This is a genomic window from Bacillus cereus group sp. TH152-1LC, assembly GCF_027710505.1.
Lineage (GTDB): Bacteria > Bacillota > Bacilli > Bacillales > Bacillaceae_G > Bacillus_A > Bacillus_A mobilis.
The window spans coordinates 395,580-409,368 of sequence record NZ_JAQFNK010000003.1 but is presented as its reverse complement, the minus strand read 5'-3'; the positions used below and the strand labels follow the sequence as shown (position 1 = coordinate 409,368).

Sequence of the window (13,789 nt, the reverse complement as noted above, 5' to 3'; positions counted from 1 at the left end):
CTCAAGAAATCAATTTCTACAAGTAATTTCAAATACCTGCAAAAAAAGTACAAGTAATAAGTGGAAAAAATGATGAGGACATGCAAAAAACAATTTCCACGTTCATATACCTATATTACTTCCATTCGGAAGCCCACGAAGAAATCTACTTGGAATTCCAAATGGCACTGTAGATATCAATAGAGGAGAGGATTATATGCGTTCTCAGTATAGTTACCTCAATGCAACACCGTATTTATATTCATCAAAAGAACTACGTCACATGTATAACGAGTCAAGATCCAGAAAAGAAATGGAATCAATTCTCACTCACATGAGGAACCATGAAGTATTTGATAAAAAAGAGTACAAAGGGTATTTCAGCTTATCACAAGTCATTGAAGAAGATTTATATGGGGAAGAGGAGGATATATTGAATTGGCAAGATTTAATGGAGCGGTATCAGATTGTAGCTACTAAATCGGGGATTAAATTTCGTGAAAAAGAAGAACTGACCGAGGGGGAATGGTTATGACACTTGCAGGGGAAGCGGTAATTATTTGGACAGCAACAGGTTTGTCTGTAATCGCGATGAGTGTAACTGAAAAAATGGGGAAGAGTGTTCCACGTTGGCTTCCACGTATGACCTTGTATACAACGCTTACGGGCTCGTTCTTATATCTTCTACGTTATATTCTCGTTATGTTTCTATGAAGGAATACGATGTGGAAGAGAGAGCCAATAGACCTCACAAGCAAAAATGCTCGTCCTGTTATCTTCCAAAAAAATGCAACTATATCCTTATAAGATATATAGGAGTGTTCATCCATGCTTGAATTATTGTTAATACCCATTGCTTCATTTGGATATGCCTTGGTAAGTGATAATCTCAAACGTAAAGATGATGATAAACGCAAGATACAAGTATTCTTTGAAGTGTCTGGAATTGCAATTAAAAAAGAAGAAAAGCTACATTATCCAAAATTTCAAAAGAAAAATATTGATGATCGCAGCACAACATACATTTACACTTTACCTGTTGGTATGCCGAGTAAAATCATTCAGAAGGTCGAGGATGTTGTTTCTGAAGGACTAAATAAACCCGTTCGAATCCAGTATGATAATTATAAATTGAACATTCGAGTATTCCATAAAGAAATACCTACGAGATGGGAATGGTCAACGGATTTAATTCAAGAGCGCAAATGGCGTGTACCAATCGGGCAAAGTTTAGAAGAGTTAATTTGTCATGACTTTGATAAAACACCGCACATGACTTTAGGTGGACTAACGAGGATGGGAAAAACGGTGTTTTTAAAGAATGTATTCACTTCACTTACTGTAGCTAATCCAGAGTATGTTCACTTTTACATTATTGATTTAAAGGGTGGATTGGAGTTTGGGCCTTACACGAACGTAAAACAGGTAGAATCTATTGCGGAAAAGCCAATTGAGGCCTTTCAAGTATTGAGTATGATTTTAAAAAGAATGGAAGAAAAAATGCTTTTTATGAAAGGACACCATTATACCAATGTGGTAGAAACAAATATAAAAGAACGCTATTTTATTATCGTGGATGAAGGCGCAGAACTTTGCCCTGATAAAAATATGAATAGAGAGCAACAAAAGTTATTAGGAGCTTGCCAACAAATGCTGTCTCACATAGCGCGTATAGGTGGAGCATTAGGGTTTAGACTAATTTTCTGTACACAGTATCCAACTGGGGATACGTTACCACGCCAAGTGAAACAGAATTCAGATGCGAAGCTAGGCTTCAGGTTGCCAACAGCAACAGCTTCACAAGTTGTTATAGATGAACCAGGACTTGAAACCATACACAGCATTCCAGGGCGTGCGATTTTCAAGACTGATCGATTGACTGAAGTTCAAGTCCCATATATTTCAAATGAAAAGATGTGGGAAGTACTAAAACAATATGAGGTGAAGAAAGATGAACATCCAGACACATATCAAAATCAACAGACAAATGATGATTCTGACCTCGATTAGAAAGCTGAAATTTGCTACACGTAGGCATTTAATGGCTATACATGATTTAGGTGGCATAAGAAATGCAAACCGCATATTAAAGGGTTTAAGCTCATTCGTGAATAGTACAGTGTATAAAAAAGAACATGTATATTACCTAAATAAAAAGGGTAGAGAGCTATTTGATGATAATGAGAAAGTTATACCCAATAGTCGGTTAGCGCATAGTCTTATGAGAAACGAAGCATGGCTTTATCTGTTTTGTCCTGATGACTGGCAAATAGAAGCACCCATCCGTTATAAAGTAAATGACCGAAAGAAAACGATTATTTCTGATGTGAAATTCCGAGATGACGACGGGATATTAAACGCTGTAGAAATTGATCGTAAACAGACGATGAATATAAACGCTGAAAAAATGAATCGGTACGGTGAATTCACTGTGTATTATAAAAACAAATATAACGGGAAAGTCCCTATTATTCACTTTTTTACGCTCACATCATACAGGCAAAAGACATTAGAACAATTCGCTGTGCAACAAGGTGTATATACAAAAGTACATGTTATACCTGAATTGTAAAGTGAAATCAGGACATCTGTTCTATTCAATATAACCCCATTTCATCAGCTTCTTCTTTAGATATTTTGTAATACACACCTGGAGCAAGAGAGCCGTCTAGTGTCTTTGTGGACGGCTCTTTTGAGCCAGTATCATTTAGCCAATTGTAAAAAATGAATGATGATTCTTGGTTATGTACATCAGAAGGACCTATATTAGTTTTTTTAGGAATTCTAGATAGTTTGATGTTAGTCGTATAAACTTTCGTAAATAAGGCTTGTATACTGTCTGTAAGAATACCGTTGTTTTTTAAGAACCTATCAATTTTCCCTAGCGCATTGAATGCAAGATGAAATAGGTTTTCATCACAATTGCTACCTACACGCAGACCAATAATCGATGCATTGGTTTTTAAAATAGGGTGATACGTTCCAGCTTTGATTGTGTGGTACATCATTTCTTGGTATTCATTCACAAAATACGTATGGATTCTTTCGAATTCTTTTTGGAAATCGTTTTGCGCTTCTTTCAGCTCAATTTCAATAGATTCCATTAAGGATACTTTATCATTATTTTTTTCTTGTTTTAAGGAATTAAAAGAGTTAATAGAGTTATTATAGTTAGAACTCGTTTTTTCGTCTTTCAGGCTTACACCCTCAACGGTTTCAGAGTTTTTCTGTTCGGCAACCTGCTCGGCATTTTGTTCGGCAATTTGGTTGGCATCTATGTAAAATACTTCTGTCATGATTGTTGTGAAATTGGGGTGCGTTTTTAATACAAATACATATTTATTCTTACCATCAGCTAATCCAGCGACTAGGATTTCACCTGTTTGTTTTAATGCACGAACAGTATCGGTCACAGTTCTTATAGAACAGTCAGCCTTATCTGCTAGTGTTTCAGCAGCAATTTTGCATATGCCATTTCCTGAAAGTAAATAAATAATATGATCCATTACACCTTTCCGCTTAGATTGAGAAGGAAATAAACTTTCGAAGCTTTGATTCGTATCATCGATATGCTGTCTAATAGCATCAATAATTTCATTTTTCTTTTGTGTACTTAAACAATTTTGTTGCATATATTTTTGAACATCTGCATTATAGGCCGTCAGTTTTTTCATAAGGGCTCGTCTCCTCTGAAATAAAAAAGCAACAGAATGCCACAAAATGTAAGCAAACTGTTGCGGAGGAACCCTTATGTACGGTAAAATGGGGTACATAAAGAGTTACAGCAAGTGTTTGCCTATCTAGGTTAGGCGGACGGTATAAGGGGTGTTGACGCACCTTTTATACACGCTGTGCTCTTTTATTTTTTAATAGTTTAGTTTTGAATTTTTTCGGTAACAGATTTGGTCACAAATAACTAGAAAAGTGTTGCCAATTATATTTTTCGATATAGCATGAAACTGCGTAATATAGTAGGTTGTTGCGTTTTTTGGAAATTTAAGTTTTCTATATAACAGAAGGTTAACTTCTCGTTTGTTTTATGCTAGAATAGAAAAAGATGTAAGACAGCAGTGAGGACACCTGTATGAAGGTGTCCCTTTCACATTACATAGCTGTTGGTAGAGGGGGTTTGTATGAGCAAGAAGCAGAAACAACAAAAGAAAAAGACTCACGTTCCTTTTCGGTTAAACGTGCTGTTTTTCTGCGTGTTTTTAATGTTCTCCGCGGTTATTGTAAGGCTTGGATATGTACAAATTGTTCGCGGTGAGGAATATAAGAATGAAGTGGAGAGGAAAGAGAACTCGACGATAAGTAATCCTGTACCACGTGGGAAAATATTTGACCGTTATGGGCGAGCTGTAGTAGATAATGCAGCTGTACGTACGATTACATTTACAAAAATGAAAGGATCAACTGCAGAGGCTCGCTTAGAAACAGCGAAAAAGCTAGCAGATTTGATTGAAGTACCGACAGATAAATTAACAGATCGCGATAAAAAAGATTATTGGCTTGCTATTCATAAAGAGGAAGCGAAAGAAAAAATTACGAATAAAGATCGTCAAGAGTTAAAAGATAAAAAAATTGACGATAAAGAATTAGATGAGCGTCAACGAAATCGCGTGACAGAAGAAGAAGTGAATCAATTATCCGCAAAAGATTTAGAAGTACTAGCGATTAAAAGCAAAATGGACGGCGGATATGCGATGACGCCACAAGTCATTAAAAAAGATGCTACAGAAGAAGAATATGCGATTATTAGTGAAAGCCTAGCAGCATTACCAGGTGTAGATACGAATGTTGATTGGGATCGAAAGTATATTTATGATGATTTATTCCGAAGTGTACTTGGCGGGGTGTCAACGTCTGATGAAGGTTTACCGAGAGAAAGACTAGATTACTATCTTGTTCGTGATTATAACCGAAATGACCGTGTAGGGAAAAGTTATCTTGAGCAGCAATATGAAGATAGTTTGCACGGTAATAAAGCGGAAGTGAGAAATATTACAGATAAAAACGGTAATATTTTAGAAACGATTAATGTATCAAAAGGGCAGAGTGGTAACAATCTGAATTTAACAATTGATATGGAATTACAAAAGCGTGTAGAAGAAATTATCACTAAAAATTTATTGAGATATAAAGGGGGACAACCTCTTTTAGATCGTGCATTCGTTGTAATGATGAACCCAAAAAATGGTGAAGTTTTATCTATGGCAGGGAAACAGTTAGTGAATGAAAATGGCGAAACGAAAGTACAAGATTTCGCATTAGGAACGATGACAAGCTCTTATCCGATGGGATCAACTGTAAAAGGTGCGACAGTACTTACAGGCTATCAAACAGGTGCGATTCAACCAGGTTCAGTTCAACTCGATGAACCAATCGTATTGAAAGGAACGCCGAAAAAATCTTCTTGGAAGACGATGGGATATATTAATGATCTGACAGCATTAAAAATGTCTTCTAACGTTTATATGTTTAAAACGGCGATGAATCTCGCAGGTGTTCAATATGTGAGAGGTGGTACGTTAGATATACCACAAAAAGCATTTGATACGATGCGTTATTATTTCGGACAGTTTGGACTTGGTGTGAAAACAGGTATTGATTTACCGAATGAATCAGCGGGCCAAACAGGTAAAGGAATTCAGCCAGGTTTCTTATTAGATTTATCAATTGGACAGTATGATACGTATACACCACTTCAATTAGCGCAATATGTTTCAACAATTGCAAATGGTGGTTACCGTATGCAGCCGCAAGTTGTGAAAGAAATTCGTCAACCGGCAGTGAAACAAGATGAGGTTGGAAAAGTGGTTCATTCAATGGAACCGAAAGTGCTAAATCGTATTGATATGCCTGAATCACAAATTAAACGTGTTCAGGAAGGATTTAGACAAGTATTTAATGAGTCTGGTGGTACAGCTGCGAAATACTTTACAGGCGCATCATATAAAGCTGCTGGTAAGACAGGTACAGCTCAAACTGTGTATGGCGGAGATAAAGAGATTGGTAGAAAAGCAAATGGTGAGCGTAAGGAAACATATAACTTAACATTAGTAGGTTATGCGCCACTTGAAGATCCTGAAGTAGCATTTTCTGTTGTTGTACCTTGGGTAGATGATAAATCAGGTATTAACGGATATATTAGCCGTGACATTATGGATGCGTACTTTGATTTGAAAAAAATAGAAAATGGTGAAGCTACAAAAGAGGAAATAGATAATAAAAAGAAAAATAAAGAGCAAGATGATGAATAAAAAGTTTTAAAAAAAGCACACTATCTGAAAAGATAGTGTGCTTTTTTTTATGGTTCATGCATACGTTTTAATAAGGTGGACAAGCATATTATATCGAAAAAAATGAGAGATCTCACAAATGATACTTACGCAAACCTCTGGAGGATAACAATTTTATGAGCTAATTATTTGTGAAGATGAACGGTGGATACGGATTCAAGTTTTACCTTATGTTGATTCCTGTGGAACTTTACAAAACTTTTACAAACAATTAAAACCGAATTAATAGTTTAGCAGTATTCTTATATCTGTAATCCTGTTATTTCCGGTTACTTCTAGGAGGAAGAACACGTGAAATGGATAAGTGCATCGATTAAAGTTTTCATACTGTCGACATGTTTCCTTTATGTTGGCACGTCTACTGCATTTGCTGTGAATGAAATGGGAGAAGTGAGAGTTGATGGATCCTCAACAGTTTTTCCTATTATAGAAGCAGTAGCGGAGGAATATACAAAGGTGCATCCAAACGTGAAAATCTCCATTAGTGTTTCTGGAACAGGAGGAGGATTTAATCGTTTCAGTAAAGGAGAAGTAGATATAAATAATGCTTCGAGAGCAATGAAACAAGTGGAAGAAAATGAAATGAAGAAAAACTCCATTCAGTTTACACCGTTTGAAGTCGCTTACGATGGTCTTACGATCGTTGTGAATCGCCAAAATACTTGGGTAGACAATATGACGGTAGACGAGTTACGTCTATTATGGAGTGAAGATGAAAGTGAAAAGCGATGGTCACAAATTCATTCATCATGGCCACGTGAACAGGTGAAGTTTTATGCGCCAGGTGTAGACTCTGGTACGTATGATTATTTTCAAAATGTCATCTTACAAAATAGTCGCATTGTAAAAAAAGTCTCTTTGTCTGAAGATGATCAAGTTATTATGCAAGGGGTAATGAATGATAAAAATGCCATTGCTTTTGTAGGATATGCTTATTATATGGCCAATCGAGATGAGGTGAGAGCAATAAAAGTGAATGGTGTACTTCCGACGAAAGATACCATTCAATCAGGTAAGTATAAGCCATTATCTAGGTCGCTATTTGCTTATGTAAATGATGCATCTATCCGAAATAAAATGAATGTAGCAAACTATATTGAGTTTATGATTCAGCATGTAGGTAATCTTGCTGAAGAGGTTGGATATGTAAAATTACCAAAAGAAAAATACAATGAACAGCTGCGGATGTTAACAGAAATAAAAAGGTAATGTCAGGGTGGAAAGGGGTTTTCATCTTTGGCTCATAATGACAAAAGTCAAATTACATTTTCTGTGCAACATTTGATTGAAAGAAATACAAAACAAAGAAAAAAAACGCAGCGAATCAATCGAATCGTTCCATTATTACTAAAAATAATTGCTAGCGTGTCTATTGTAACGACACTTGGAATTATTTTTACATTGGCAAATGAAACATTGATGTTTTTTCAAAAAACACCATTACTCTCCTTTTTGATGGGAAAAGAATGGTTACCTTTTTTTGAAGATCCTAAATTCGGTATATTACCACTTATATGTGGAACGTTCCTTGTAACAGCAATTGCCATGCTCGTAGCAATTCCTATCGGTTTAGCGTGTGCCGTATTTTTAAACGAATATGCTTCGAACGGTGCAAGGAAAGTATTAAAACCGATGTTAGAACTATTAGCAGGTATTCCGACAATTGTATATGGTTTTTTTGCATTAACAGTTGTCACACCGCTTTTACAACGGATTATACCAGATCTACAGTTTTTCAATGCAATTAGTCCAGGTATTGTTATTGGCTTTATGATGATACCTACAATTGCGTCTCTATCTGAAGACGCGATGAGAGCCGTCGCGAAAGGAACGAAAGAAGCTTCGTTAGCACTTGGAGCAACTCGGTTTGAGATGGTCAAACAAGTCGTATTTCCTTCGGCTTTTACAGGGATTATGGCAGCGATCATATTAGCTGCTTCCAGAGCAATTGGTGAAACGATGATCGTTGTCATTGCAGCGGGATCAACACCGAATATATCGTTCGATCCGACACACTCTATTCAAACGCTAACAGCTTATATTGTGCAAGTGAGTTTAGGTGATGCTCCGCATGGAACAATTACTTATTACAGCATGTATGCTGTAGGAGCAACGTTATTCTTGTTTACTCTTATGATGAACATCATCTCGCAGTCTATTATGCGCCGCTTTAGGAGGGTGACATAATATGCGAATGTTGAATCATAAAAAAATACAAGAGAATATGGCATCACGCTTTTTAAAAGACAGAGTTTACAAATTGTTATTTTATATAGCAATTTTATTTTCAATAGTAATACTGCTTATTTTGCTTTTTCAAATTTTTGAAAAAGGTATAAGTTACCTTTCGTTAGATTTCTTTATAAACTTTGCTTCGCGTAATCCGAAAGAAGCTGGGATTGCTGCAGCTTTGTCAGGAACAATATTATTTATGAGTATTGTTATACCAGTCTCCTTTATATTTGGAGTCGGGACTGCACTTTATTTAGAGCAATATGCGAAGGAATCTATATTTAAAAAGGTAATAGAAATTAATAATCAAACGTTAGCAGGAGTACCTTCCGTTGTATTTGGATTACTCGGCTTAACAATTTTTGTATATGCTCTTCATTTAGGTGAGAGTATCATTGCGGCGGCACTGACGATGAGTTTACTCGTTTTACCGACAGTTGTTGTAGCGAGTCAAGAAGCGATACGATCTGTACCAAGTTCATTATTAGAAGCTTCTTACGGATTAGGTGCTACGAAGTGGCAAACGATGTATCAAATTGTATTGCCATATGCTTTCCCAGGAATTATAACGGGTTGTACGTTAGCGATATCAAGAGCGATTGGAGAAGCGGCACCGTTATTAGTTATCGGGGCACTTGCATTTGCAAATTATGTTCCATTTAGTATGTTTGATAGATTTACAGTTTTACCAATTCAAATTTTTAATTGGATGAGTAGGCCGCAAGAAGAATTTCAGTATGTAGCAGCTGCTGGGATGATTGTTTTGTTAGGTTTGTTGCTCTTTATCAATATCATTGTCTTATGGTTACGAAATCGAAAATAAGTTGGAAATGGATGAAAGGGGAATTCAAATGGTAGCAACAGTAGTAAATGTACAGGTGAAAAACGAGGAGAAAATCGAAACTGCGCCAAAGAAAGTAGTATTCGATACGAAAAACTTAAATTTATGGTACGGAGAAGACCATGCTTTAAAAGATATTAACTTAAGCATTCATGAGAATGAAGTTACAGCAATTATCGGGCCAAGTGGTTGTGGTAAATCAACGTACTTAAAAACATTAAATCGTATGGTAGAGTTAGTACCAATCGTGCGAACTACAGGTGTAATTGAATATAGAGAGCGCAATATATTTGATAAATCATACCCGGTTGAAGAATTAAGAACTCATGTGGGAATGGTGTTCCAAAAGCCAAATCCATTTCCGAAATCTATTTATGAAAATGTAGCATATGGCCCGAAAATTCATGGTATTCGTGATAAGAAAACATTGGATGAAATTGTTGAAAAAAGTTTACGTGGAGCAGCGATTTGGGATGAGTTAAAAGATCGTTTGCATGATAATGCATACGGTTTATCTGGTGGACAGCAACAGCGTCTATGTATCGCACGTTGTTTAGCGATTGAACCAGACGTTATTTTAATGGATGAGCCAACATCGGCACTAGATCCAATTTCAACGTTAAAAGTAGAAGAATTAATTCAAGAGTTAAAGAAAGACTTTAGTATCGTTATCGTAACGCATAATATGCAACAAGCAGCACGTATTTCAGATAAAACTGCTTTCTTCTTAAGTGGCGAAGTTGTGGAATATACAGATACAAATAAATTATTTACGACACCTTCAGATAAGCGTACAGAAGATTATATTACAGGCCGATTCGGTTGATATCGTTGCAAGGATAAGAGTAAATACCCTCTTAACAGAGGGTATTTCTTATTTTTATCTCATTTAATTAGAGAAGTAATACTTCTCCTATCGTAACGCTTATTACAGTAGGCTAGGTAGGAGATTTATATATAATGGCACATAATATTGAGGGGGAAGAAACAATGGTAAGAGAACAGTTTCAATGTGATTTAAAAACGTTACAGCAAAAGGTGATTGAGCTTGGAGAGCTAGCAAGAGAAGCTTTATTGCTTGCTATGGAAGGTCTTCATAAAAGGGATGTAGAGAAAGCGTTAGAGGTAATAGATGGTGATTATCGTATGGATAATTTAGAAGAGGAAATAAATGATCTTGCGCTTATGCTTATTACGAAGCAGCAACCTGTAGCAAGTGATCTAAGAAGAATTTTCATTTCAATTAAAACAGCGACAGATTTAGAGCGTATTGCAGATCATGCTGTTAATATTGCGAAATCAACAATTCGTCTTGGGGAAAAAGAGGTGGTTGTTAGTTTGCACAATCTTGATGAAATGTTTGCAATTGCAAATAAGATGTTACAGTTAGCGTTGGAAGCATACGAGCAAGAAAATTTAACTTTTGCGAAACAAATTGCCGAAATGGATGATTCAGTTGATGAAATATATGGGAAAGCGATTCGTGAATTTATATCTTCAGTTCCAGAACAACCAGAAGCAATTACACAAATTACACAATTATCCTTTGTGGCGAGATATATCGAGCGTGTAGCAGATCATATTACAAATATTGCTGAAAATGTTTTTTATTTAGTAAAAGGAAAGCATTACTTATTAAATGAATGAAGAAAAAAAGCAGGTGAAACATCACCTGCTTTTTTTAGTCAAAACATGACAAAAAAAGCTCGTTGTTTCCTTTAGTTTATGATGATAAGATGTATCATAATGTAATGGAAAAAATAGGACATACATGCTATTCATTTTAATAAGTAATATTTTAGCGAGTTGATAGTAAGCGCTTTCTTTTCAGGGTATTTAAAAGGTACATGTATTTAGGGAGTTTTACTGCCTGTAAAAGCCTGAGTGATCAGGGTTAATGATCAGAGGGAGATGCAGCAAAATCCCTACTAATTAAAGTTTCATTTTATACTGCTAGTTAATGCGGGGTAGATAATATACATATCGTATATGGAGTCACTGAACATTATATAAGTGGAGGCTGAAGTATATGAAGGGGGTTATTTTAGCTGGAGGAAAAGGACGACGCCTTAGACCATTAACATGTAATACTCCAAAGCCAATGTTACCATTATTAGAAAAGCCAGTTTTGGAATACAATATTGAATTATTGCGTCAGCATGGTATTCGTGAAATTGCAATTACTGTTCAGTATATGAGTACAGCTATTAAGCAATATTTTGGTGACGGTAGCAAGTGGGGCGTTAACTTGTACTACTTTGAAGACTCTCCACCGCTTGGAACCGCAGGGAGTATTAAACAAGCGGAAACATTTTTAGATGAAACGTTTGTTGTAATAAGCGGGGATGCGTTAACTGATTTTCAATTATCAGAAGGAATTACGTTTCATGAACAAAAGAAAAGAATGGTAACTATGTTTGTAAAGGAAGTAGAAAATCCACTTTCATTCGGTTTAGTTGTAATGAACAAAGAACAAGAGGTTACACGATATATAGAAAAACCGAGCTGGAATGAAGTAGTCTCTAACATTGTGAACACCGGTATATATATTATGGAGCCAGAAATTTTTTCTTACATACCGCCCCAAGAATTTTTTGATTTCAGTCAAAATGTGTTTCCATTATTGGCAAATAAGAAAGCGTTATTTGCATATTTGTCAGAAGGCTATTGGTTAGATATCGGTACATTTGATCAATATCGACAAGCACAATTTGATTTGTTAACGAAAAAATTGCAAGTACCTATTCCTTATACGGAAGTATTGCCGATGGTATGGATGGGGGAAGGTGTGGCGATTGGAAAAGGAACGAAAATTCACGGCCCTTCTTTTATTGGAGAAGGAGCGAAGATTGGTGCTGGAGCTGTAATTGAGCCGTACTCTATTATCGGGAAAAATAGTATTGTTTCAAGTTATTCTCATCTTCAAAAAAGTATTGTTTTTGCAAATGCGCACATTGGGCAGTATTGCGAGCTATTAGAAACGACAATAGGAGAGCATACAATGGTGGAAGATGACGTTACACTGTTTCAAAAAAGTATTGTAGCGGATCATTGTCATATAGGGAAAAGTACGGTAATTAAGCAAAAGGGAAAACTATGGCCATATAAGGCGATTGACAGCTATTCGGTAGTAGGATCGGCTGGTGTTCAAGAAAGTGAAAAGAGTGCAGGGTGGTTGCAAAAAAGCCGCATTGTAGGAAGAGGTAATGTTGAGATCACTCCTCAATTTATTGTGAAGGTTGCGATGGCGTATGGATCTCTTTTTGCTAAAGGAGAAAGTATATTAATCGGGAGTCAAGAATATATAGAAACGACTTCTTATAAAAATCTCTTTCTTCATGCGATTCATGGTATCGGGGTTCATACGATGGAATGTAAAGAAATGAACGAGTCGCTTTTTCAGTATAGTATTCAGGATTTGCAATGTGCAGGTGGGGTTTTCATTCAAGTGGAAAATGAAAAAGAGGTTGTAATAAAGTTGTATGGTAAGGATGGGGTACAATTAACGTATAAGCAGCAAAAAGCGATAGAACAAGTATATATGTCTGAGTCGTTTTATTACGTGTGTGAGAAGGAAATGGGACGGAATAAGCTAGTCCACGTTTCTTTAGATGATTATATAGAGGCTGTATTAGAACGCATTGATATTGAAAAAATTCAAAAACAGAAGTTTCACCTTCTTATTAATAAAAGAAATGATATGTTACAACATTTACTTATGCTCTTTTTGCAAAGGCTCGGATGTACAGTTACATGGATCTATGCAGGTGAACAAAAGGATCATGTGAAAGCCTTGATGAAATCAAGTAAAGCAAATATGGCACTTATGTTTTCGGAGCAAGGAAATTATTTCGAGTTATATGATAATCATAGTAATATTTACCAAGGTACAGATTTTGAAGAGGTAGATATTCCAGATTTATTACTTGAATCGACAGGAAATATTTACCCAATGTCTTTGAAATTAGGAGAATGTTACCTTCTATTTTATACGCAGGATGAAAAGAAGTCGTTTCAAGCGAGATGGAAGAGAGATATTTTATATCGAATAGGAAAATTATTTGAGCTAATAGCATTGCAGGGAAAAAACTTTCTCAGCATAGTAGAGCAATCGCCTCCGCTTTATTTACTGTGTGATGAAGTTGTATGTTCATGGAATGAAAAAGGGAAAGTAATGAGGAAATTATTAGCTGATATGGAAAGAAAAGAAGAAGGTATATTTGAAGGAATACAATTCAAATATACCGAAAAAGAGTGGTCTTATATCGTTTCCGACACAAAACAACCGAAATTTCTAGTGTATTCGCATGCTAGAAACCCAGTAATAGCAAGGGAAAACATGAAAAATCTTATAGAAAAAATTAGACAATATCAAAAGGTGTAGAATTTTTATTTTAAAAGTGGTATTATAGTATAGTCTGATTTAAGTTATTAGTAC

12 protein-coding genes are annotated in these 13,789 nt (G+C 35.8%); 11 read left to right on the top strand and 1 reads right to left on the bottom strand.

Annotated elements, in window-relative coordinates; all coding sequences use genetic code 11:
- The first annotated feature begins 196 nt into the window (after window positions 1-196).
- The 4 genes from PDL00_RS11935 to PDL00_RS11920 all read left to right on the top strand — a co-directional run bounded on the left by PDL00_RS11935 (window position 197) and on the right by PDL00_RS11920 (window position 2,551).
- The gene (locus PDL00_RS11935; protein WP_270729153.1) at window positions 197-514 is read left to right on the top strand and encodes a hypothetical protein; all 318 of its coding nucleotides are present in this window, start codon (window positions 197-199) and stop codon (window positions 512-514) included.
- Window positions 511-693, top strand: coding sequence for a hypothetical protein (locus PDL00_RS11930; protein ID WP_270729151.1), 183 nt, complete (start codon window positions 511-513; stop codon window positions 691-693). Before PDL00_RS11935 ends, PDL00_RS11930 begins: the two co-directional genes overlap by 4 nt.
- A 114-nt stretch (window positions 694-807) precedes the next feature.
- Window positions 808-1,989 (top strand): FtsK/SpoIIIE domain-containing protein, encoded by a 1,182-nt coding sequence (locus PDL00_RS11925; protein WP_270729149.1) that lies wholly within the window; start codon window positions 808-810, stop codon window positions 1,987-1,989.
- A complete protein-coding gene (locus tag PDL00_RS11920) occupies window positions 1,931-2,551 on the top strand; it encodes a replication-relaxation family protein (protein WP_270729147.1) in 621 nt (206 codons plus the stop codon). The genes PDL00_RS11925 and PDL00_RS11920 overlap by 59 nt, the downstream gene beginning before the upstream one ends.
- Window positions 2,552-2,576: 25 nt before the next feature.
- Here the strand turns inward: PDL00_RS11920 and PDL00_RS11915 are convergent, their stop codons facing one another.
- Complete coding sequence (locus PDL00_RS11915; RefSeq protein WP_270729145.1) at window positions 2,577-3,653, bottom strand: cytosolic protein; 1,077 nt, start codon at window positions 3,651-3,653, stop codon at window positions 2,577-2,579.
- Window positions 3,654-4,112: 459 nt separating this feature from the next.
- Between PDL00_RS11915 and PDL00_RS11910 the strand changes: the two genes are divergently transcribed.
- From PDL00_RS11910 to PDL00_RS11880, 7 genes are all read left to right on the top strand, one after another.
- Window positions 4,113-6,239 (top strand): peptidoglycan D,D-transpeptidase FtsI family protein, encoded by a 2,127-nt coding sequence (locus PDL00_RS11910; RefSeq protein ID WP_242254752.1) that lies wholly within the window; start codon window positions 4,113-4,115, stop codon window positions 6,237-6,239.
- A 330-nt stretch (window positions 6,240-6,569) separates the two neighbouring features.
- Window positions 6,570-7,487: a phosphate ABC transporter substrate-binding protein PhoX gene (gene phoX, locus PDL00_RS11905; RefSeq protein WP_270729143.1), complete on the top strand. Its 918-nt coding sequence runs from the start codon at window positions 6,570-6,572 to the stop codon at window positions 7,485-7,487.
- A gap of 27 nt (window positions 7,488-7,514) precedes the next feature.
- Window positions 7,515-8,465, top strand: coding sequence for a phosphate ABC transporter permease subunit PstC (pstC, locus tag PDL00_RS11900; protein WP_270729141.1), 951 nt, complete (start codon window positions 7,515-7,517; stop codon window positions 8,463-8,465).
- 1 nt (window position 8,466) lies between these two features.
- The gene (pstA, locus tag PDL00_RS11895; protein WP_242254746.1) at window positions 8,467-9,333 is read left to right on the top strand and encodes a phosphate ABC transporter permease PstA; all 867 of its coding nucleotides are present in this window, start codon (window positions 8,467-8,469) and stop codon (window positions 9,331-9,333) included.
- A 28-nt stretch (window positions 9,334-9,361) separates the two neighbouring features.
- Entirely contained in the window at window positions 9,362-10,177 is an 816-nt protein-coding gene (gene pstB / locus PDL00_RS11890; RefSeq protein WP_000226681.1) for a phosphate ABC transporter ATP-binding protein, read from the top strand.
- A 164-nt stretch (window positions 10,178-10,341) separates the two neighbouring features.
- Window positions 10,342-10,998, top strand: a complete 657-nt coding sequence (phoU, locus tag PDL00_RS11885; RefSeq protein ID WP_098237943.1) for a phosphate signaling complex protein PhoU — start codon at window positions 10,342-10,344, stop codon at window positions 10,996-10,998.
- 382 nt (window positions 10,999-11,380) lie between these two features.
- Window positions 11,381-13,735 (top strand): sugar phosphate nucleotidyltransferase, encoded by a 2,355-nt coding sequence (locus PDL00_RS11880; RefSeq protein ID WP_270729138.1) that lies wholly within the window; start codon window positions 11,381-11,383, stop codon window positions 13,733-13,735.
- Window positions 13,736-13,789: the final 54 nt, after the last annotated feature.

What these genes read in the sequence shown, in the direction of transcription:
- PDL00_RS11935 (WP_270729153.1), top strand. Translation starts at nt 197, where the DNA reads ATGCGTTCTCAGTATAGTTACCTCAATGCAACACCGTATTTATATTCA.
- PDL00_RS11930 (WP_270729151.1), top strand. Translation starts at nt 511, where the DNA reads ATGACACTTGCAGGGGAAGCGGTAATTATTTGGACAGCAACAGGTTTG.
- PDL00_RS11925 (WP_270729149.1), top strand. Translation starts at nt 808, where the DNA reads ATGCTTGAATTATTGTTAATACCCATTGCTTCATTTGGATATGCCTTG.
- PDL00_RS11920 (WP_270729147.1), top strand. Translation starts at nt 1,931, where the DNA reads ATGAACATCCAGACACATATCAAAATCAACAGACAAATGATGATTCTG.
- PDL00_RS11915 (WP_270729145.1), bottom strand. Translation starts at nt 3,653, where the DNA reads ATGAAAAAACTGACGGCCTATAATGCAGATGTTCAAAAATATATGCAA.
- PDL00_RS11910 (WP_242254752.1), top strand. Translation starts at nt 4,113, where the DNA reads ATGAGCAAGAAGCAGAAACAACAAAAGAAAAAGACTCACGTTCCTTTT.
- pstA (WP_242254746.1), top strand. Translation starts at nt 8,467, where the DNA reads ATGCGAATGTTGAATCATAAAAAAATACAAGAGAATATGGCATCACGC.
- pstB (WP_000226681.1), top strand. Translation starts at nt 9,362, where the DNA reads ATGGTAGCAACAGTAGTAAATGTACAGGTGAAAAACGAGGAGAAAATC.
- phoU (WP_098237943.1), top strand. Translation starts at nt 10,342, where the DNA reads ATGGTAAGAGAACAGTTTCAATGTGATTTAAAAACGTTACAGCAAAAG.
- PDL00_RS11880 (WP_270729138.1), top strand. Translation starts at nt 11,381, where the DNA reads ATGAAGGGGGTTATTTTAGCTGGAGGAAAAGGACGACGCCTTAGACCA.